This window comes from Rhodococcus sp. 06-470-2, from assembly GCF_002258235.1.
In the GTDB taxonomy this organism is placed as follows: Bacteria; Actinomycetota; Actinomycetes; order Mycobacteriales; family Mycobacteriaceae; genus Rhodococcoides.
The window spans coordinates 85,611-104,939 of record NZ_NOYB01000046.1 but is presented as its reverse complement, the minus strand read 5'-3'; the positions used below and the strand labels follow the sequence as shown (position 1 = coordinate 104,939).

General features: G+C 64.4%; 21 protein-coding genes and 1 pseudogene. 15 read left to right on the top strand and 7 right to left on the bottom strand.

Translation table 11 applies throughout. From position 1 onward, the window contains the following. Positions 1–9 precede the first annotated feature (9 nt). From CH276_RS26345 to CH276_RS26335, 3 genes and pseudogenes are all read left to right on the top strand, one after another. Complete coding sequence (locus tag CH276_RS26345; RefSeq protein ID WP_254924046.1) at positions 10–1,020, top strand: MBL fold metallo-hydrolase; 1,011 nt, start codon at positions 10–12, stop codon at positions 1,018–1,020. 62 nt (positions 1,021–1,082) lie between these two features. Further along, the gene (locus tag CH276_RS26340; RefSeq protein WP_094629759.1) at positions 1,083–1,898 is read left to right on the top strand and encodes an NADPH-dependent oxidoreductase; all 816 of its coding nucleotides are present in this window, start codon (positions 1,083–1,085) and stop codon (positions 1,896–1,898) included. A 4-nt stretch (positions 1,899–1,902) separates the two neighbouring features. Further along, positions 1,903–2,999: pseudogene (locus CH276_RS26335) on the top strand (LLM class flavin-dependent oxidoreductase). Here CH276_RS26335 and CH276_RS26330 read toward each other — a convergent pair. Beyond that, positions 2,986–3,759, bottom strand: a complete 774-nt coding sequence (locus CH276_RS26330) for an LLM class flavin-dependent oxidoreductase (protein WP_094629758.1) — start codon at positions 3,757–3,759, stop codon at positions 2,986–2,988. The pseudogene CH276_RS26335 and the gene CH276_RS26330 overlap by 14 nt on opposite strands. 18 nt (positions 3,760–3,777) lie before the next feature. Next, complete coding sequence (gene ramB, locus CH276_RS26325) at positions 3,778–5,190, bottom strand: acetate metabolism transcriptional regulator RamB (protein ID WP_032393837.1); 1,413 nt, start codon at positions 5,188–5,190, stop codon at positions 3,778–3,780. A gap of 147 nt (positions 5,191–5,337) precedes the next feature. Between ramB and CH276_RS26320 the strand changes: the two genes are divergently transcribed. Then, on the top strand, positions 5,338–5,742 hold the full coding sequence (locus CH276_RS26320; protein WP_094629757.1) for an SPW repeat domain-containing protein: 405 nt from the start codon (positions 5,338–5,340) through the stop codon (positions 5,740–5,742). Positions 5,743–5,923: 181 nt separating this feature from the next. On the opposite strand, the gene CH276_RS26315 is transcribed toward CH276_RS26320, so the two are convergent. Beyond that, on the bottom strand, positions 5,924–6,832 hold the full coding sequence (locus tag CH276_RS26315) for a DUF559 domain-containing protein (protein ID WP_094629756.1): 909 nt from the start codon (positions 6,830–6,832) through the stop codon (positions 5,924–5,926). A gap of 532 nt (positions 6,833–7,364) precedes the next feature. Between CH276_RS26315 and aceA the strand changes: the two genes are divergently transcribed. From aceA to CH276_RS26295, 4 genes are all read left to right on the top strand, one after another. After that, the gene (gene aceA, locus CH276_RS26310; protein ID WP_027498404.1) at positions 7,365–8,654 is read left to right on the top strand and encodes an isocitrate lyase; all 1,290 of its coding nucleotides are present in this window, start codon (positions 7,365–7,367) and stop codon (positions 8,652–8,654) included. 164 nt (positions 8,655–8,818) lie between these two features. Further along, the gene (locus CH276_RS26305) at positions 8,819–9,694 is read left to right on the top strand and encodes a 3-hydroxybutyryl-CoA dehydrogenase (RefSeq protein WP_094629755.1); all 876 of its coding nucleotides are present in this window, start codon (positions 8,819–8,821) and stop codon (positions 9,692–9,694) included. Between the two features lie 90 nt (positions 9,695–9,784). Beyond that, positions 9,785–10,060 carry a hypothetical protein gene (locus CH276_RS26300; protein WP_032393840.1) on the top strand — a complete coding sequence of 92 codons (276 nt, stop codon included), beginning with the start codon at positions 9,785–9,787 and terminating at the stop codon, positions 10,058–10,060. 96 nt (positions 10,061–10,156) lie between these two features. Continuing rightward, a complete protein-coding gene (locus CH276_RS26295) occupies positions 10,157–11,197 on the top strand; it encodes an NAD(P)-dependent alcohol dehydrogenase (protein WP_032393841.1) in 1,041 nt (346 codons plus the stop codon). A 79-nt stretch (positions 11,198–11,276) separates the two neighbouring features. Here CH276_RS26295 and CH276_RS26290 read toward each other — a convergent pair whose 3' ends face one another. Beyond that, the gene (locus CH276_RS26290; protein ID WP_094629754.1) at positions 11,277–12,134 is read right to left on the bottom strand and encodes a polyphosphate kinase 2 family protein; all 858 of its coding nucleotides are present in this window, start codon (positions 12,132–12,134) and stop codon (positions 11,277–11,279) included. Positions 12,135–12,167: 33 nt separating this feature from the next. On the opposite strand from CH276_RS26290, the gene CH276_RS26285 reads away from it, so the two are divergent. Next, positions 12,168–12,629: a PPOX class F420-dependent oxidoreductase gene (locus CH276_RS26285; protein WP_032394153.1), complete on the top strand. Its 462-nt coding sequence runs from the start codon at positions 12,168–12,170 to the stop codon at positions 12,627–12,629. A 46-nt stretch (positions 12,630–12,675) separates the two neighbouring features. Here CH276_RS26285 and CH276_RS26280 read toward each other — a convergent pair whose 3' ends face one another. Continuing rightward, positions 12,676–13,659, bottom strand: coding sequence for an iron-siderophore ABC transporter substrate-binding protein (locus CH276_RS26280; protein WP_094629753.1), 984 nt, complete (start codon positions 13,657–13,659; stop codon positions 12,676–12,678). 16 nt (positions 13,660–13,675) lie between these two features. Further along, complete coding sequence (locus CH276_RS26275; RefSeq protein ID WP_032393844.1) at positions 13,676–14,221, bottom strand: type 1 glutamine amidotransferase domain-containing protein; 546 nt, start codon at positions 14,219–14,221, stop codon at positions 13,676–13,678. A gap of 62 nt (positions 14,222–14,283) precedes the next feature. Between CH276_RS26275 and CH276_RS28665 the strand changes: the two genes are divergently transcribed. Then, the gene (locus tag CH276_RS28665) at positions 14,284–14,460 is read left to right on the top strand and encodes a hypothetical protein (protein WP_155290782.1); all 177 of its coding nucleotides are present in this window, start codon (positions 14,284–14,286) and stop codon (positions 14,458–14,460) included. Here CH276_RS28665 and CH276_RS26270 read toward each other — a convergent pair. After that, positions 14,457–15,194, bottom strand: a complete 738-nt coding sequence (locus CH276_RS26270; RefSeq protein WP_045200971.1) for a TetR/AcrR family transcriptional regulator — start codon at positions 15,192–15,194, stop codon at positions 14,457–14,459. The two genes, CH276_RS28665 and CH276_RS26270, sit on opposite strands and share 4 nt — an antisense overlap. 74 nt (positions 15,195–15,268) lie before the next feature. Between CH276_RS26270 and CH276_RS26265 the strand changes: the two genes are divergently transcribed. From CH276_RS26265 to CH276_RS26245, 5 genes are all read left to right on the top strand, one after another. Next, complete coding sequence (locus CH276_RS26265) at positions 15,269–16,543, top strand: DUF445 domain-containing protein (RefSeq protein WP_032393845.1); 1,275 nt, start codon at positions 15,269–15,271, stop codon at positions 16,541–16,543. Positions 16,544–16,615: 72 nt separating this feature from the next. After that, positions 16,616–17,083: a helix-turn-helix domain-containing protein gene (locus tag CH276_RS26260; RefSeq protein ID WP_045198858.1), complete on the top strand. Its 468-nt coding sequence runs from the start codon at positions 16,616–16,618 to the stop codon at positions 17,081–17,083. After that, the gene (locus CH276_RS26255) at positions 17,076–17,864 is read left to right on the top strand and encodes a heparin-binding hemagglutinin (protein ID WP_094629752.1); all 789 of its coding nucleotides are present in this window, start codon (positions 17,076–17,078) and stop codon (positions 17,862–17,864) included. The genes CH276_RS26260 and CH276_RS26255 overlap by 8 nt, the downstream gene beginning before the upstream one ends. A 72-nt stretch (positions 17,865–17,936) precedes the next feature. Continuing rightward, positions 17,937–18,224, top strand: a complete 288-nt coding sequence (locus tag CH276_RS26250; RefSeq protein ID WP_371828356.1) for a DUF2516 family protein — start codon at positions 17,937–17,939, stop codon at positions 18,222–18,224. Between the two features lie 79 nt (positions 18,225–18,303). Continuing rightward, positions 18,304–19,329: an alpha/beta fold hydrolase gene (locus CH276_RS26245; protein WP_032393847.1), complete on the top strand. Its 1,026-nt coding sequence runs from the start codon at positions 18,304–18,306 to the stop codon at positions 19,327–19,329.

Below are 19,329 nucleotides of genomic sequence, written 5' to 3'. Positions count from 1 at the left end.
CCTGTGGCGGTGGCAGACACAGAGGTGGGGTATCGACAGATTGCCGACGACACCTGGGCATTCATGCGGCCGCCCGGCAGCTGGGGACAGACCAACACCGGACTGATCGTGGCACCGGGTTCCGCGTCGATGCTGATCGACACCGCCTGGGATGTGAACTGGGCGCAGCGAGTCGTCGCCGACACCGCCGAACTGGTCGCCGACGCACCGATCACCGAGGTACTCAACACCCACTCCGACGGCGATCACTGGTGGGGAAACGACACCGTCCCTGCCACCGCCCGCATCACCACCAGTACCGCGTCGCTGCACGCGATGAAAGAGGAAACACCGCCGAAAGGGGTGGACGCGTTCGCATCTGTCGGCGCGAAGATCGGTTGGGTGCCGGGACCGGTCGGGGCAATGGGCTCCTACATGGACCGAGTCCGCGGCGACGCCACCTTCCCCACGAGTCTGCCGAGACTGCCCGACCACACCTTCGACACCACCGAGACCATCGACGTGGCGGGGCGACCGGTCCACCTGCGGTACCTGGGCCCAGCACACACCGAAGGCGACCTCATCGCCCATCTCCCCGACGTCGGAGTCGTGTTCGCCGGCGACCTGCTCTTCATCGACGCCACCCCGGTGCTCTGGCACGGACCTCTGCAGAACTGGATCGACGCGCTCGACCACCTTCTCGAACTCGATGCCGACGTCTACGTTCCCGGCCACGGACCCCTGTGCGGCACCGGCGAGATCCGGGCGCTCCACAACTATTGGACCTGGGTATCCGAGGCCGGACGCAGCTGCTTCGACGCCGGGCTCGGTCCAACCGAAGCCGCCCTCAACCTGCTGAAATCTCCTGAATTCGGGCAGTACTCACACTGGGACTCACCGGAACGACTCATCCTGAGCATGAGCACCCTGTACCGCCTGTGGCGAGGTGAGAAGCCCGCCCCACCCACACTGACGCGTCGAGCACGCGCGTTCGCCGACGCGGGACGCTACCTCCGGCAGCATCGGCACCGAAAGCCCTAGCCTTCGAATCACGGCGAGCGCAACTGTGGCGCGTCGGCGTCCTTCGGAGGAGCGTGGGACACGTGACCTCCCTTTCGGCCTCGTGGGTTCAGCAGCGCTACCGCGATCCTGCTCTGACGGCATTGGCGTACACGAACGAGACGATCGACGTTCTGCTGTCGCATCACTCGGTGCGGACGTTCACAGACGATCCGATCGACACCGAGACGATCGAGACCATCGTCGCCGCAGCCCAATCCGCGCCGACGTCATCGAACCTGCAGGCCTGGAGCGTGATCGCGGTACGAGACCCGGCGCGCAAGAAGCGCCTGGCGGCGCTGGCCGGCAACCAGGCGTTCATCGCCGAGGCTGCGGTGTTCCTGGTGTTCGTGGCCGATCTCGGGCGGGCCCGACGGCTCGCCGCAGCGCACGACGCCGAACTCGGCGGTGCCGACTACTTCGACAGTACGATTCTCGGTGCCATCGATGCAGCGTTGGCCGCGCAGAACGCCGTCGTCGCTGCGGAGTCGCTGGGATGGGGGACGGTGTATGTCGGGGCGGTGCGCAACGCACCCGACGAGATTGCTGCCGAGCTGGCACTGGCCGAACAATCGGTTCCGGTGGTGGGCTTGGCGCTGGGCCGAGCGGGCGAGGATACGGCCGGGGTGAAGCCGCGATTGCCCATCTCCTCGGTGCTACACCACGAAAACTACGACGCCGTGGTGGCCGACGCTGCGGTGCCTGTCTACGAGCAACGATTATCGGAATACTATGTGACACAGGGACGTACGTCATCCTGGATCTCGTCGGTACTGTCGCGCCTGCGCAGCGGTGAGGCGATCGGTTCGCGTGTGACGCTCAGGCAATCGTTCGAGTCCCTCGGCTGGAAGTCCCGGTAGAACTATGCGCTTTCAGGTTCTCGACATCGTCTTCAACCCTCCGCACCCGGTCACCGGTGCAGTCGTGCACCCGGCCGACCGATTCGACCGGTTGATCGAACTCGCCGTTCTTGCAGAAGAACTGGGCATCGACTCGTTCTCTGTCGGAGAACGGCACGCGGGAGACGTGCTATCGTCCGCTCCCACGGTGCTTCTCGGCGCGCTCGCCCAGGCGACGCATCGCATTCTGTTGTCCACCGGCGTCACCTCCTGTCGGTGTTGGATCCGATTCGCGTCGCCGAAGACCTCGGCACCGTCGATCAACTGAGTCGAGGCCGCCTCGAAGTCGTCATCGGCAAAGGCAACGAAGTACTGCAGTACCCACTGTTCGGACTCGACATCGCGCGCCAGTACGAGTACCTCACCGAGAACTACGAACTGCTCCGCAGGCTGATCCGTGAGGAGCACGTGGATTGGACCGGGCGCCACCGACATCCGTTGTCCGACGCCACCACACTGCCCAGGCCCTTCGACGGGCCGTTTCGAATCTGGCACGGTTCGGCCACGTCGATCGAAGCGGTCGATCTGGCGGCCGAGTGGGGAGACCCCATCGTGACAGCCAACGCACTGCAGCCGAGGGAGAACTACAAGGAACTCATCGACCGCTACCGCGAGCAGTATCGCAATCACGGTCATGACCCGGACAAGGCGTACGTGGGTGCTGGCTCCGGGGGGTTGTTCCTCGGTACGACGACCGAGGCTGCCGTTGCCGAGTATCGGCCGATCTACGAGGGCATCGTCGCGCAGCAGGACAAGCGCAAACACGATCCGGCGGCCAAGGGCAAGGTGACGAGCTTTCGGACCATCGACGACGCGGTAGCGCGGGGGCCCGCACTGGTGGGCTCGTCCGAACGCGTCGCGGCGAAGATACTCGACTACCACGACGCGTACGGCCATGATCTGCAATCGGTTTCGATCAACCACGTACTGGACTTCGAGCGTCAGAAGGACACGTTACGACAGTTCGCCGAAGAAGTGATTCCATTGGTGCGGGCCGAGGTGACGACCACACTGTGGACGACCGAGGACAAAGATCGTGCCAGGGGATTCACGGCGAGCTGACCTGTGCCGTCAATGCCGCGGCGTGGGTGAACAACGTGGTCGGATCCGCTCGGTCCGCAGGGGGTTCGAGTACGACAGTGGTGGCACCGGCATCGATCCAGCGTTGCAGGTTGCTCAGCGCGGCATCGGAATCGGTCGCGGCGGCAATGTAGACGACGATCTCGTGGCCCGGCCCACCATCGATGTGCTCGATGGCCGCTCGCACCTGATCCGGTGACGTCTCGCTCGTGAGGATGGTTCCCACACCGGTGCGTCCGCTCAGGGCCAGAGTCTTCGGCCCCGTCGCACCGACGAGCAGCGGCGGCGGTTGCAGCGGAGGCCAATTCAGCTGCACATTGTCGAGCGAGACGTACCGCCCCTGGACGCTGACGCTCTCGCCCGCCAACAGTGCGGTGAGCGCTGTCATCTGTTCGGTCAGCAACGTCAGAGGCGACTGCACTCGCGCCCCGATCTGCCCCATCCACGATTGAACTCCGTGTCCGAGCCCCACGCGGAGCCGCCCCGGATGGACACGGGCCACGGTAGCGATCTCCATGGCTGTGGCTGCCACGTTCCGCATCGGAGTCGGTAGCACCCCGATGCCGGCGCTCACGTGTTCGGTGTTCGCGAGAACCAGTGCAGCAGCCGACAATCCACCGGAGTAGAAGCAGTCCTCCCACAACCACACCTCGTCGACGCCTGCGCGGTCGGCCGCACGAGCCGCGTCGACGAGATCCTCCGGCGCAAGTTCGGGTCGCAGTACAACGCCGATGCGTGTCATTGCAGTCTTCCTTTCTTCTCAGCGAACGAGATACGGCGACACCGAACTTCGGTGCTCGTCGATGTCGAGGTCCTTACCCAGTGGCGGGAACGCGCGTTGCGGGCAGTTGGAACGCTCGCACACCCGGCAGCCCGCTCCGATCGGTGTCGCCGCCGCCGAGCCCTGTACGTCCAGACCGTCGGCGTACACCAGCCGTCCGGCGTGGCGCAGTTCGCATCCGAGGCCGATGGCGAAGGTCTTGCCGGGCTGTCCGTATCGCGCGGCACGTCGCTCCACGGTGCGTGCGATCCACAGGTAACTGCGGCCGTCGGGCATCTCGGCGATCTGCGTCATGATCTTGCCCGGATAGGCGAAGGTCTCGTACACGTTCCACAGCGGGCACGTGCCACCACTGGACGAGAAGTGAAAGCCCGTGGCGGACTGGCGCTTCGACATGTTCCCGGCGCGATCGACGCGCACGAACGAGAACGGAACACCCCGCAGCTCGGGTCTCTGCAAGGTGGACAGGCGATGGCAGATGGTCTCGTAGCTGACCGAGAAGAAGGCCGAGAGCCGCTCGATGTCGTACCGGAAATCCTCGGCGACGTCGTGGAACTGGTGGTACGGCAACACCGTCGCGGCCGCGAAGTAGTTCGCGAAACCGAGCACCGCCAACTTCTTCGACGACTCACTGGTGAAGTTGCCCTCGTCGGCCATCTTCTTCAGCAGATCCCCGCATTCGAGATAGGCGAGTTCGGCGGCGTACCTGAACACCTTCTGCCCGCCGGACAGATGCGGTGAGATCTCCAGCACTCGCGTCTGCGGATCGAACCGATGCAGCACGTTCTCGCCGAGGTCGATGCGATTGACGATCTGCACGTCGTGAACCGTCCGCAGCCGCTTGGCGATCTCGCCACCGACGTCGGCGCGATGGAACCGGATTCTCGAGGTCAGAGCCTCTGCCGCAGTGTCCAATTCGTGCAGATAGTTCTGTCGCTGATAGAAGTAGTCACGCACTTCCTCGTGCGGCTTGCTGATCGAACCACTGCCACTGCCGTCGGAGAACCGCTCCTCGGTAGCGGCCAACAGCTGAGCCGTCGTATTGCGGTATCGGCGGTGCATGTTGACCATGGCCCGTGCCAACTGCGGGTGAGAGCTGACCATCTGCGCGATCTCGTGGGCATCGGCATCGATCCCCATGTCCTGATCGAGCGCCACCTCGCGGAGTTCGGCAACCAGCCTGGTGTCGTCCTCGGAGGAGAAGAACGACGTGTCGACGCCGAACACCTCGGAGATCCGCAGCAACACCGGCACCGTCAGTGGACGCACGTCGTGCTCGATCTGGTTGAGATAACTGGCGGAGATCCCGAGCTTCTGCGCCAGTGACACCTGGCTCATGCTGCGTTCGCTGCGGAGCTGCCGAAGCCGCACGCCGACGAAGGTTTTCGACATATCGCCAGGCTACGCCTGCGAAGAATCGGGTTAACACCGTTCGCAATCGGCTACTGGGTCACAATTCGACAGCCAACGGGAACATTAGCCGAAGTAAGGGCGTATACCGGTGTACAAGCTATTCACCACGCACCACGAGGAGCGGTCATGTCCAATCAACAACGCACATCGGAAATCGTCAGGGACGTCGTCGTCTTCGTCACCGGAGCCGTGCTCGTCGCATCGACCGTCTGGCTTCCCGTCCAGGGAGACCAGGAAGTCACCGGTGCCATCCTCGTGCTCGGCATCCTTGCGGCGTCGTCTGCACTCTGGGCCATCGGATCCTCGTCGAGACAGAGTCATTGGACCCACGTCGGCCTCGGGTTGCTGCTTGCTGTCTCGCCCGCGCTGATGGTGTTCCCGTCCGGATTGCTCGCCGCCGACCTGTTCGCGATCGTCGGAGGACTCGTCATCGCCGCGATGGGCGGCCTCGGTGTGCTGGCCTCGCGTCGGACGCCGATCACGTCGCAGGTGATTGCACACAGCGACGACCGAACCGGCGTTCGCATCTGATCTCGGCAACCGGTGCGCCACTCCCGGGGCCGCGTGCGAAAAATGTCATACGCGGGTCCGGGAGTGGAGCATTTTCTGCTCTGTGGGTTCATCGCGGCGCCTGATGCAATGGGTGCTCCACTCGGCGCGGTGGATCCGGTAAATCCCTCGTGCGGACCGGCGAGTGGAGCATTGTGTGCTCTCATCGCCGCGATTCCCGACGCCGCCTGACAACCGACGCGATTTCGGCAGCCACCACATCCGGCGCGGCAAGCACATCGAACGCCGAGTAGCGCAGCACCAACCAGCCACCCAGTACCAGGGCGTTCTGTCTACGTCGATCCTTGCTGAACACCTCTGCTGCACTGTGGAATTCGCGTCCGTCCACCTCGATGATCGTTCGGCTGCGACGGTCGACGAGGTCGCAGACGAACGAGCCGACTGTCGCATTCATCTCCAGATACAGGCCGATCCGATGCAATGCCCGGCCGAGGGCCCGCTCCGGTTCCGAGGCGAACCTCGTCACTGCCAACCGGACCTGACGGGCCAACTCTGCGTTGCCGCGTCGACCCGGGAATCGCTCGAGTAGGCAGATGAGCGACGCAGGGTCGAGTCCGAACTTCAGACGCTCGTCGATCAGCAACTCGGCCTCTTCGCGAGGGAGTACCGCCAGGCAATCGAGCATCGTCTGCGCAGGAGTGGTGCAAGGCAGTGACTCGACCTCGTCGACGAGCCGGGAATCGAGTGCGCGACGGTGCAGTCGGAGCCATGGCGGTGGTCGCAACCGGGCCGAGCGGGGGACGGTTGCATCGAGAGTGGACGGCTCGGTCGTCCAGCCGCGTAGGTATGCGGCCGAACGGTGACTGAGTACGGCATCGGGTCGCCACAGGGCGATGGCCCGACACCGATCCATCGTCGACGGCTCCCCGCGCATATGGACCGTCGGCAGAACGCGGGTGAAGCGTCGCGAGACGGTGCTGGGATGGAGTCCGGAGGAGACGAGCTGTCGGAATGTGGAGGGGCCGGGAGTGGAGCCTGCGGAATGACCGGGTTGGGCGGGAGTGGAGCCTTCGGAATGACCGGGTCGGGCGGGAGTGGAGTCGGCTGTCATGGGTGCAGCGTCGGCGATGGCGTGGGTGGTCTTCGATGCTCGACCTGGGGAAATCGAAAGCCCTGTGGACAGGTGTCAGCCTGTGGATGAGTGCAACTTCTGCTCCACTCGGTGGGGTCGGTCGGGGGATCCCCGCGAAAGTGGTGTCGAGGGGAGCAACCCGTGCCATGTTCACATCGTGAGATCGGAGTACTGTGATGTCGATCACAGGGTGCTCGGTTTCTGACTCGATTCAGACGCCCCCGTCAAACCGTACAAGCGTCCGGTAAAGAATTTTGTTCATTCCGTTCATCAACTGGGGATTCATCGCTACTGGCGAGTAACCACGCTGTCCGATCGGAGAGGTTTGTGTCGACCGAAAATTTGCAACATTAGCAACGACGCCCGTAAAGCTAGCCAAGATTGGCACTAACAACTGGTAGACGCATGTTTTCGGGTGTGCCATTGTTCTGGAGTACACCAGAAGGGCCTGGCAACGATGTGAAGATTCGTCTCGAGGCAGGCCGAGAAGCAGAAGAGACTGGAGCTGAAGATGTCGACCACCGGCACCCCGAAGACCACCGCCGAGATCCAGCAGGATTGGGACACCAACCCCCGCTGGAAGGGCGTCACCCGTAACTTCACCGCACAGCAGGTCTCCGACCTCCAGGGCACCGTCGTCGAAGAAGCGACCCTCGCTCGCCGCGGCAGCGAGATCCTGTGGGACCTCGTCAACAACGAGGACTACATCAACTCGCTCGGTGCCCTCACCGGCAACCAGGCCGTGCAGCAGATTCGCGCCGGCCTCCAGGCGATCTACCTCTCCGGCTGGCAGGTCGCAGGCGACGCCAACCTCTCGGGTCACACCTACCCGGACCAGAGCCTCTACCCGGCCAACTCGGTGCCGTCCGTCGTCCGTCGCATCAACAACGCACTCCTGCGCGCCGACGAGATCGCCAAGATCGAGGGCGATACCTCCGTCAAGAACTGGGTCGCACCGATCGTCGCCGACGCCGAAGCCGGCTTCGGTGGCGCACTGAACGCCTACGAGCTGCAGAAGGCCATGATCGTGGCCGGCGCCGCAGGCGTGCACTGGGAGGACCAGCTCGCATCGGAGAAGAAGTGCGGCCACCTCGGCGGCAAGGTGCTCATCCCCACCCAGCAGCATATCCGCACCCTGACCTCGGCACGCCTCGCGTCCGACGTCGCCGACGTCCCGTCGGTCATCATCGCCCGCACCGACGCCGAGGCAGCCACGCTGATCACCTCCGACGTCGACGAGCGTGACCGTGAATTCCTCGACGGAACCCGCACCGCAGAAGGATTCTTCGGCGTCAAGAACGGCATCGAGCCCTGCATCGCCCGTGCGAAGGCCTACGCCCCGTACGCCGACCTCATCTGGATGGAGACCGGCGTGCCGGATCTCGAGGTCGCCAAGAAGTTCTCCGAGTCGGTTCGCAGCGAGTTCCCGGACCAGCTGCTCGCCTACAACTGCTCGCCTTCGTTCAACTGGAAGGCGCACCTGGACGACGCGACCATCGCGAAGTTCCAGAAGGAACTCGGTGCCATGGGCTTCAAGTTCCAGTTCATCACCCTCGCAGGCTTCCACTCGCTCAACTACGGCATGTTCGACCTGGCACACGGCTACGCCCGCGAAGGCATGACCGCGTTCGTCGACCTGCAGGAGCGCGAGTTCAAGGCTGCCGAAGAGCGCGGCTTCACCGCCATCAAGCACCAGCGTGAGGTCGGTGCAGGCTACTTCGACCGCATTGCCACCACCGTCGACCCCAACACCTCGACGGCAGCACTGAAGGGCTCCACCGAAGAAGGCCAGTTCCACTAAGCAGTTCCGCCTCTCCGGATTTTCAGCGCACTAGTCAGGCGGTCCGCAACATTCGTTGCGGGCCGCCTGTTCTGTACGACGAAGGTTTTGGGCGTACCCGGTAAGAGTTACCCGCATCTCACTTCAACCTGTTGTGCCGCAACATCAATGACTAGGAGCCTCCTGTGACGGTCGAGAGGGTGGGGATCGTCGGAGCGGGGCAGATGGGTGCAGGAATCGCGGAGGTCTGCGCCCGTGCGCACGTCGACGTGTTGGTCCACGAACAGACCCGCGAACTGGCGACGGCCGGTCGCAGCCGCATTCTGCAATCGCTGGACCGCGGCGTCAGCAGCGGCAAGATCACCGAACGTGAGCGTGAGCAAGCGGCATGCAGGCTGCGATTCACCGCCGACCTCGCCGACTTCGGCGACCGCCAACTGGTCGTCGAAGCAGTGCTCGAAGACGAGAAGATCAAGACCGACATCTTCGCCGAACTCGACTCGGTGGTGACCGACCCAGATGCCGTCATCGCCTCCAACACCTCCTCCATTCCCATCGTGAGCCTGGGAGCCGCCACGACGGCACCCGGCCGAGTCGTGGGTCTGCACTTCTTCAACCCGGTCCCGGTACTGCCACTCGTCGAGCTCGTTACCACCGACCTGACGTCACCGGCAGTGGCAGACCGGGCCGAGCGCTTCGCGGGCGATGTTCTCGGCAAACAGGTCGTGCGCTCGGCAGATCGATCGGGCTTCGTCGTCAACGCGTTGCTCGTGCCGTATCTGCTCTCCGCGATTCGCATGGTCGAATCCGGGTTCGCCACCAAGGAAGACGTCGACAAGGCGACGGTGCTGGGTCTGGCGCACCCCATGGGGCCGCTCGCACTCGCCGATCTGATCGGCCTCGACACGGTCAAAGCCATTGCAGATTCGATGTACTCGGAGTTCGAGGAACCCCTCTTCCTAGCACCGCCGCTGCTGCTGCGAATGGTCGAATCCGGGCACATGGGCAAGAAGGCCGGAGCCGGTTTCTACCGCTACGAGAACGGCCGAATCGCAAAGTAGACACCGCCGCGGGCGGGTTGCCCCGCGACGGTCACCGGACCGCTATTGTCGGTCTGCGAATGCAGTCACTTCGATCACAGGAGCATGTCAGTGAGCAAGTCCACGAAGTCGAACAGTGTGGTTCCCAAGGCATTCGGGATCGGGTTGGCGGCCACCGGCGCCGCCCACTTCGTGGTGCCCGAGGCGTTCGAGGGAATCACCAAGCTTCCGTTCCCCAAGGACACTCGGACCTGGATCAGTCGCAACGGAGCCACCGAACTGGCGGTCGGTGCCGCGATCGCATACCCCAAGACTCGCAAGATCGGACTGATCGGTCTGGGCGCATACGTTCTGTGGCTCGGCGGCAACATCGCCAAGAACAGCTGACGTTACTGTTGCGAACGACTCGTTTAGAGTAGGAATAGCCTGGTCGAGGCGGTAGCTGCCTTGCGCTTGCACCGATGCGTAGGTAGCAATGTACTTATGACTTCAGCTACCGCTTACCAGGCCACCGCTCCTGACGCCCCGCTCGAGAAGGCGACGATCGAGCGACGCGCTGTCGGACCGCACGACATCCTCATCGACGTCAAGTTCGCCGGCATCTGTCACTCCGATATCCACACCGCCCGTAACGAGTGGGGTGGCACCACGTACCCCGTCGTTCCCGGGCACGAGATCGCAGGCATCGTGGCCGAGGTCGGCTCCGAGGTGACCAGCCGCAAGGTGGGCGACCGCGTCGGCGTCGGCTGCTTCGTGGACTCCTGTGGCGAGTGCGAGGCGTGCAAGGACGGCGACGAGCAGTACTGCACCAAGGGCGTCGTCCAGACGTACAACTCGAAGACCTACGAGGGCGAGTTCACCCACGGCGGCTACTCCACCCAGATCGTCGTGACGGAGAAGTTCGTTCTCGGAATCCCGGAGGGCGTCGAGCTCGACGTCGCCGCACCTCTGCTGTGCGCAGGCATCACCCTGTACTCGCCGCTCAAGCACTGGGGCGCAGGACCGGGCAAGAAGGTCGCCATCATCGGCATGGGCGGCCTCGGCCACATCGGCGTCAAGATCGCGCACGCACTCGGAGCACACGTCACCGTGCTGAGCCAGACCGACGCCAAGGAAGCCGACGGCAAGGCCTACGGTGCCGACGAGTACTACGCCACCAAGGACACCACCGCCCTCAAGGATCTGCAGGGCAAGTTCGACCTGATCCTCAACACGGTCTCCGCGAACCTGCCGATGGGCAAGTACCTCGGACTGCTCGCCCGCAACGGCACCCTCGTCGAGCTCGGTGTTCCCGAGAAGCCCCTCGAGGTGCCTGCGTTCAACCTGCTGGCCAACCGTCGCTCCTTCGCCGGTTCGATGGTCGGTGGCATCGCCGAGACCCAGGAAATGCTCGACTTCTGCGCCGAGCACCACATCGGGGCCGAGATCGAGGTCATCCCGGCCGAGAAGATCAACGAGGCATACGACCGCGTCGTCAAGTCCGACGTGCGCTACCGCTTCGTGATCGACGCAGCCACTCTGTAACAGTCTCTTTGGACGCGTGAATGGTCCATCGACCTGCCCAGACGGGGGTCGATGGACCATTCACGTCTTCGAAGCGGGTTCAGCTCTCGGCGAGACGCTTCTTCTCGTGCTCGACGTCGAAATCGGCTGCGGGCCAATCGAGATCGAGTTTCTCCAACGTGTCGATCAGGATCTCCGTGACAGCCAGGCGGCTGTACCATTTCCGATCGGCCGGGACGACGTACCACGGTGCATGATCGACGTCGGTCCGATCCAGCACCCGCTGATACGCCGCCCGGTACTGCGGTAGGAAGCCGCGCTCGGTGACGTCGCCCGGGTTGTACTTCCAATGCTTGTCGGGCCGATCGAGCCGCTCCTGCAACCGCTTCTTCTGCTCGTCCGCCGAGACGAACAACGCGACCTTCACCACGACGGTTCCCTGTTCGGTCAATTCCTTCTCGAAGGCGTTGATCTCGTCGAATCGCTTCTCCCACACCTGCCGTGGCACCAGGTCGTGGACCGCGACGACGAGGACGTCCTCGTAGTGGGAGCGATCGAACACCCCGATGCGGCCGGCCCGCGGAAGTGCTTTGCGGATTCGCCACAGGTAGTGGTGTTGTTTCTCTTCCTGAGTCGGCACCCCGAACGACGCCAGGTCCACGCCCTGCGGATCGACCATGCCGATGACGTGCTTGACCATTCCGCCCTTGCCTGCGGTGTCCATGCCCTGGAGTACCAGCAGAACCGACCTGGTTCCACCCGCGCGCCCATGGGCGTAGAGCTTCTCCTGCAGCGCGGCCAGCACTTCACCCCGCTGTTCGAGGACGTCGTTGCCGTGTGCCTTCTTGCCGTCGAATCCCGGAGTTGCGGTGAAATCGATGTCCTCGACCCGGGGTGACGCACCGGCGCGCAGCACCTCGACGGGAGAGAGCGTCCACAATTTCGAGTTGTCGGCCATGACCGATGACACTACTTCTCTACCATGGGAATCATGGCCCCTACCATCGCAAAAGCCGAGACCGTGTCGCGTGAGGAATTGCTCGAATTCGTCTCCCCGCGGCACCACCACACCCTGATCACCCGCAAGCGCGACGACGGCCTGCAGGTCTCCCCGGTTTCGGCCGGGGTCGACTCGGAAGGCCGCATCGTCATCGCCACGTACCCCGAGCGCGCGAAGGTGCACAACATTCGCCGCAACTCCGCCGTCACGGTGTTGGTGCACAGTGACGATTGGAACGGCGATTACGTCCAGGTCGACGGTACCGCCGAAATCATCGATCTTCCCGACGCGGTCGAGCCTCTGGTGGAGTACTTCCGCAGCATCGCCGGCGAGCACTCGGACTGGGACGAGTACCGCGCGGCGATGGTGAAGCAGGGAAAGTCGTTGATACGCATCGTGATCGACACCTGGGGACCGATCGCCGCGGGTGGCTTCCCTCCAGGGAGAGTGTGACAAGCCCCCGGGGAGAGCGTGACAAGCCCGCCGGGGAGGGTGTGATCTAGCCCTTCAGTGGTGCCGCGAAGAGCGGCACTGCGTTCTCCAGTGCGTATCGGGTGCCTGCGACCGAGGCTGCCGAGAATGCGTTGGAGAGGTTCTGATCTCCGAGCACCACGAGGCGTCCGTCGCGTGCCGACGGCAGGCCCTGGATCGACGGGTTGTCGGTGATCACCTCGGGTCCGGTGCCGATGGGGAACATGACGGTGAGGTCGGCATCGAGCGCGGAGATGTTCTCCTCGGACAGTTCGATGCTGAATGCTCCCGGCTGCGCGAGGTTCTGGACGGCCGGGGTGTTCTCCATGCCCAACGACTCGAGGAAGTCGACGCGGGTGTCGCCGCGGACGTAGGCACCGACCTGTCCGCTGTACAGCGTGCCGACGGCGACGGTCTTGCCGGCGAATTCGGGGTTGGCGGCGATGGTGTCGTCGACCAGTGCCTGGGTGTCGTCGACGAGCTTCTTGCCCTCGTCGACCTTTCCGAGCGCTTGGGCAACGATCTCGGTCTGGCCGTCCCACGTGGTGCCGTAGGCGACGTCGGTTCCCGGCGGCGCGGCGACAGTCGGGGCGATCTCGGACAGGTCGTCGTAGACGGCTTTGTCGTTGGTGCTGCGAGTCCACAGGATCAGATCCGGTGCCAGCGCCGCGATCGACTCCATGTCGACGTCGAAGGTGCCGACGATCGTGGGGTCGGTGTCGTAGGTTTCGTCGACCCACGGGCCGAGGCCGTTTCCGCCGACTCCGAGCCAGTCACTCGCTCCGACGGGTTGGACGCCGAGCGCCAGTGCGGTCTCGGCGTCCGACCAGCCGAGTGCAACCACGCGCTGCGGATTCGCCGGGACCTCGACGTCGCCGAACATGTCGGTGACGACGACACCACCGGCCTCCGAGGGGTCGGTGGTGTCGCCGTTGTCGGAACTGCATGCGGTCACAGTGAGGGCGAGGGCGAGGGCTGCCGCAGGCAGAGCCAACGAACGAGAAATGTGCATAGGGCACGCTAACCTATCAAGCGCTGAAATGCTCCACGATCTTCGCGCAGAAGGCCGGCAGGTCGTCCGGATTGCGGCTCGACACCAGGTTGCCGTCGACGACCACTTCCTCGTCGACGACGGTTCCTCCCGCGTTGCGAATGTCGGTTCGGATACTCGGGTAGGACGTCAACGTCCGGCCCTTCACGACGTCCGCCTCGACGAGAGTCCAGGCACCGTGGCAGATGACGCCGACCGGTTTGCGGGCTTGTACGAATGCGCGCACGAACGCCACCGCGTCCGCGTCGACGCGAAGTTGGTCGGGGTTGGTGGTGCCGCCGGGCAGGATCAGCGCATCGAAGTCGTCCGCGGAGACATCGGCGACGACGCGGTCGACCGTGAAGGTGTCGGCGGCATTGACGTCGCTCTCCATCGCTTGGATGTCACCATGGTCGAGTGCCACCAATGTGACTGTGGCTCCGGCATTTTCGACGGCTTCACGAGGCTGAACCAGTTCGACCTGCTCGACGCCGTCGGTAGCGAGAATGGCGATGCGGCGTCCGGTCAAGGTATCGGTAGTCATACCTGTTCGAATGTCCGACCGGACCGGATCTCAAACTGGCGAGTGATGGTACGAATGGAGACATGAGCGAATCACCCATCGAAACGCCCACCGAGGATCGGGTCGAGCAGAGTCTGCCGATCGTCGACGAGTCCGGCGAGCCGAGTACGAGTGATCTGCCCGTCGAGGCCGACGTCCGGGACGTGCTGGATCAACGAGCCGAGGTCCCGCTCGACGACGACGGGTACGACGAGCGCTAGGGCGTGCCTGGTTCGACGACGAGAGGGTGCGGCTGCGACTTGAACTTCGCGGGGGAGCCGTCGGCCATGGCGACTCCGTGGATGCCGCCCCACATCATCATGCAGAGATAGTCGATCAGATCGTCCGCGGACATGGACTTGTTGGAGATCCACCAGTGCGTGGCCAACTGAACCGCGCCGACGATCGCGAAGGCCCACGGAACCGAACCGCCCGAGTCCATCTCGCGTTGCCGTAGGCGCTCACCCAACACGGTGGAGAGCAACTCGGCGATCATGCGCTCGGACTCGGCGACGACGTCGCGATTGTTGCCGGCGTTGTTCGCCATGACGTACAGGTACACCTCGGGATCGGTGGCCACCGTCTCGACATAGGCGGTCACGACGACGCGGGTGAGCTCGTACTCGTCGAGCTCGTGTGAGATGGCCGCGTAGATGCGAGGTGCGAGGGTCGTCTCGACGTACCGCGACATGGTCGCGCTCGTCAGGTCGTTCTTGTCGGTGAAATAGCGGTAGAGCACCGTCTTGGAGATACCGATCTCCGACGCGATCTCGTCCATTCCGATCTCGCGGCCTCGCAACCGGATCGCAGCCAGCGTGCCGTCGACCAACTCCTCGCGTCGCGCGATCTTGTGCTCACGCCACCGACGTTTGCGGCCGTCCGGCTTCTCGGCCTTGGGCTTGTCCTCGCTCGGCTCGGACTCGTCCAGCTTTGCCTCCGTCGTATTTCTTGCCACGACCACCACCCTATGCGCCTGCTCGGACACCGTCGCAGGGTGCGTCCGGTTGGTCCGAGGTATTTCTGGGCACAATGTCGGTTGTGCAGCTGATGAACTTCGACGACGACACCAAACGCCGCGACCTCCGCAAGATGAAGACGGTCGCGACGGGCTTTCTCGTCTTCGCATCGATCGTCTACATCTTCTGCCGCTGGCAGGAGTCGACGGGCGCAGGTGCCTGGGTGGGCTACGTGCGCGCGGCATCGGAAGCGGGAATGGTGGGCGCACTCGCGGACTGGTTCGCGGTGACGGCCCTGTTCAAGCACCCGCTCGGCATCCCGATTCCGCACACGGCCTTGATCAAGAAGAAGAAGGACCAGCTGGGTGCGAGCCTGAGTTCGTTCGTCGGCAGCAACTTCCTCGCGCCCGAGGTCGTGTCGGAGAAGGTCGCGTCCGCGCAGGTTCCCCTGCGGTTGGGGACCTGGCTCGCTCAGCCGGACAACGCCGAACGGGTCGCGGCCGAGGCGGCGACCGTGTTGCACGGCGTCGTCGACGTCCTCAACGACGAGGACATCACCGCCGTCATCGACAGCACCATCGTGCGTCGACTCGCCGACCCGCAGTGGGGACCGCCGATCGGCCGCATCCTCGACGAACTGCTCCGCGAGAATCGCCAGCTGCCGTTGATCGACATGCTCGCCGAGCGCGCTCACCAGTGGGCGCTCGGCAGCCAGGAGATGATCGATCGCGTCGTCGCGCGGGACTCCCCGAACTGGTCGCCGAAGTTCGTCGACACCCTGTTGGGCGAGAAGGTCTACAAGGAGCTCGTCGAGTTCACCTGGAAGATTCGCTCCAACCCCGAACACGACGTACGCCTGGCCGCCAACAAGTTCCTCGTCGATTACGCCAACGACCTGCAGCACGACCCGGTCACCATCGAGAAGGCCGAGAAGCTCAAGGCGCAGATCATGGGGCGCGAGGAGATCACCGGCCTCGCCGCGGCGACGTGGAAGGTGGCCAAGCGGCTGATCACCGAGTCGGTGGACGATCCGACGAGCACGCTGCGCACCAAGATCAAGGAGAACACCGCCAACCTCGGGGTGCGCTTGCGCGACGACGAGGAATTGCGCGGCAAGGTCGACGGCTGGCTCCTCGGTGGGGCGAGTTACATCGCCGCGAACTACGCGGACGAGATCACCACGATCATCGGGGACACCGTCGCGCGGTGGGATGCCGAGGAGGCGAGCAAGAAGATCGAACTGCAGGTCGGACGCGATCTCCAGTTCATTCGCATCAACGGAACCGTCGTCGGTTCCATCGCCGGTCTCGCCATCTACACGATCTCGGATCTGATCTTCGGGCACTAGTGCTAGCAGAGTGCTTGCAATAGTTAGCACCCTTCGGTACCGTCCAGTAGGACACCGAAACAGGAGGCCGATATGGCCGAGAACGAGGGGGATCTGGTCGCCAAAGCGACCGAGGCGACGCAGGTCGTCGCCGAGGCGGGGGATCTGGTCGCTGCAGTGGTCACCACTGCGGCCCAGGACATCGGCAGCTACATCCGGTCCCAACGGGAAGCCGCGCAGGTATCCATGCGGCAACTCGCCAGCCGGGCCGGAGTGAGCAACCCCTACCTGAGCCAGATCGAACGCGGACTGCGCAACCCGTCCGCAGAAGTGCTAGCGCAGATAGCCAAGGGTCTGCGCGTCTCCTCCGAGGTGCTGTACGTCCGGGCCGGGATCTTGGAAGCGCGTCCCCACGGTCCGGTGCGCGAAGCTCTGCTCGGCGATGAGCACATCACCGAACGGCAGAAGCAAGTGCTGATCGAGATCTACGACTCGTTCTGTCGTGAGAACGAGTCGACGCAGGAGCCCGAACCCGACGAACAGGAGACACCCGATGTCTGATTCCAAGAACTTCGAGAACGTCAAGACCCCGATCTTCGCAGCCGTCGGTGCAGGCGACGCCGTCGTCCAGGCCGTGGCCGACGTCGTCGCTCAGGTGCGCTCGCGCGCCGAGAGCCGCACCAGCGAGGTCAACGCCCGCTTCGCCGACATCTCCGAAGATGTCACCGAGGGCGTCGAGAGCCTGCGCGAGCGGCTGGCGAACCTGCCCGCAGAGCTCCCCGACGAGATCGCCGAGCTGCGCGAGCGCTTCACCCCCGAAGAGCTGCGCAAGGTTGCCGAGGCATACCTGAAGGTGGCATCCGACCTCTACACCTCGCTCGCCGAGCGCGGCGAAGAGACCGTCGAGCGCATCCGCCGCACGCCCGCCGTCGAAGAACGCCTCGAACGCGCCAATGCCGCCGCCAACGACGTCGTCGACCTCACCGAGCAGGCCCTCGGAACCGTCGCCTCGCAGACCCGCGCAGTGGGTGAGCGTGCCGCTGCACTGGCCGGTCTCGCATCGGACAAGGTTCGTGAGGGTGCCGAGGAGATCTCCGACGCCGCCGACGAGCTCGCCGAGAACATCGACGAAGCAGGCGACGAGGCCAAGGACAAGGCCATCAAGGCGTCCGACAAGGTGAGCGGCGCGGCGGGCACGGTCGAGGCCAAGACCCGCAGCAACGCCAACTCGCCGATCAAGAAGACTCCGGCACCGGCCAAGAAGACCGCACCGGCACCGGCGGCCAAGAAGTCCACCCCGGCTCCGGCCAAGAAGGCTCCGGCGAAGAAGACCACTCGCTAAAGCACTCGTAAAGAAAACGACCCCTGCGCCGAGCGGCGCGGGGGTCGTTTCTCGTACACTGACCGCGTGAGCATCGCCGGCAGCTTCAGCTACTACATCCTGACCTTTCTGCAGATCCTCGGAGTGGTAGGTGCAGGATTCGCGATCTTCCACGCATTGCGTCAGCGCGCCGACGCCTTTCCTGCCGTGGACAAGCTCACCAAGAACGCGTGGCTGGCCATCCTGTTCGTCGGCCTGCTCCTCATCCTCGTCTCCGGAGTGATCGGATTCCTGGGCATCATCGGCGTCGTCGCCGTGTGCGTGTACCTCGTCGACGTACGGCCCAAGATCGACAGCATCCAGCGCGGACCTCGCTGGTAACCAGCCGCGTCGACGCCCGTTCGGTTCTGGGCGTAGCCTCTACCGCACCCGCTCGGGGGATACAGGTGGAGGGGAATCAGTGGTTTCACGCAAGGTAATCGAACGCGCGCTGTTCGGAGTCGGCAGTGCGGCCGTCGCGGCAGGCATCGGTACGTTCGTCGTTCGGCGGCGTCGCCTGCACTCGTTCACCAAGACGACCGACGTCCAGCCCGACGAGCTGCTGCAGTACCCCACGTTCGAGCCGCACATCACCGAGGTGGTCACCGACGACGGTGCCCACCTGCACGTCCGTAGCTACGGTGACTCCGATGCCGCGCCGATCGTCTTCAGCCACGGCTGGACCTGCTCGGCCGACTACTGGTACCCGCAGATCAACGCCCTCGCCGGCCGCTACCGCGTCATCGCGTACGACCAGCGCGGCCACGGCCGCAGCGACGTGGGAACGCGACCACTGAGCCCCGACGTGCTGGCCGACGACCTCGCTGCGGTCCTCACCGCCACTGTCGACGAGGACAACAAAGCTGTGCTGGTGGGTCACAGCATGGGCGGCATGTCGATCATGGCCTGGGCCGGAAACTATCCCGAACAGGTCGATCGCCTGGTCAGTGCCGTGCTGCTCGCCAGCACCGCGACCGACTCACTCGTCCGCGAAACCACCGTCATCCCACTGCCGCAGCGCTTCCCGCGCCTCCCGACCCCCGTGGGCAAAGCCGTGCTCAGCTCGGCACTTCCGCTGCGGCCGTCGCCGGTGACCCGCCAGGCCATCAAGTACATCTCCATGGCACCCGGAGCGACACCGGCCGAGGTGGCGTTCTGCGAGAAGATCGTGCTCGAATGCGCTCCGCGCACCCGCGGCATCTGGGGTGCCGCTCTCAGCGACCTCGACATCCACGAAGCGCTCGAGAACATGTCCGTTCCCACCAGCGTGCTCGTCGGATCGGCCGATCGACTGACCCCACCCGTGCACGCCCGCAAACTCGCCCGCGCCCTCGACGATCACGACCACCTGAGCAGACTGATCGTGATCCCCGGCATCGGACACATGAGCTCCGTCGAGGCAATCGACGAATTCAACACCGAAGTGGTTCGGCTCCGGAACTTGTGA

Bases quoted from the DNA above. Each gene is read 5' to 3' on its own strand.
- ramB (WP_032393837.1), bottom strand. From the start codon at position 5,190: ATGTCGAAAACCTTCGTCGGCGTGCGGCTTCGGCAGCTCCGCAGCGAA.
- CH276_RS26265 (WP_032393845.1), top strand. From the start codon at position 15,269: ATGTCGGTTGTGCAGCTGATGAACTTCGACGACGACACCAAACGCCGC.
- CH276_RS26330 (WP_094629758.1), bottom strand. From the start codon at position 3,759: ATGACACGCATCGGCGTTGTACTGCGACCCGAACTTGCGCCGGAGGAT.
- CH276_RS26285 (WP_032394153.1), top strand. From the start codon at position 12,168: ATGGCCCCTACCATCGCAAAAGCCGAGACCGTGTCGCGTGAGGAATTG.
- aceA (WP_027498404.1), top strand. From the start codon at position 7,365: ATGTCGACCACCGGCACCCCGAAGACCACCGCCGAGATCCAGCAGGAT.
- CH276_RS28665 (WP_155290782.1), top strand. From the start codon at position 14,284: ATGAGCGAATCACCCATCGAAACGCCCACCGAGGATCGGGTCGAGCAG.
- CH276_RS26315 (WP_094629756.1), bottom strand. From the start codon at position 6,832: ATGACAGCCGACTCCACTCCCGCCCGACCCGGTCATTCCGAAGGCTCC.
- CH276_RS26275 (WP_032393844.1), bottom strand. From the start codon at position 14,221: ATGACTACCGATACCTTGACCGGACGCCGCATCGCCATTCTCGCTACC.
- CH276_RS26290 (WP_094629754.1), bottom strand. From the start codon at position 12,134: ATGGCCGACAACTCGAAATTGTGGACGCTCTCTCCCGTCGAGGTGCTG.
- CH276_RS26320 (WP_094629757.1), top strand. From the start codon at position 5,338: ATGTCCAATCAACAACGCACATCGGAAATCGTCAGGGACGTCGTCGTC.
- CH276_RS26295 (WP_032393841.1), top strand. From the start codon at position 10,157: ATGACTTCAGCTACCGCTTACCAGGCCACCGCTCCTGACGCCCCGCTC.
- CH276_RS26260 (WP_045198858.1), top strand. From the start codon at position 16,616: ATGGCCGAGAACGAGGGGGATCTGGTCGCCAAAGCGACCGAGGCGACG.
- CH276_RS26280 (WP_094629753.1), bottom strand. From the start codon at position 13,659: ATGCACATTTCTCGTTCGTTGGCTCTGCCTGCGGCAGCCCTCGCCCTC.
- CH276_RS26255 (WP_094629752.1), top strand. From the start codon at position 17,076: ATGTCTGATTCCAAGAACTTCGAGAACGTCAAGACCCCGATCTTCGCA.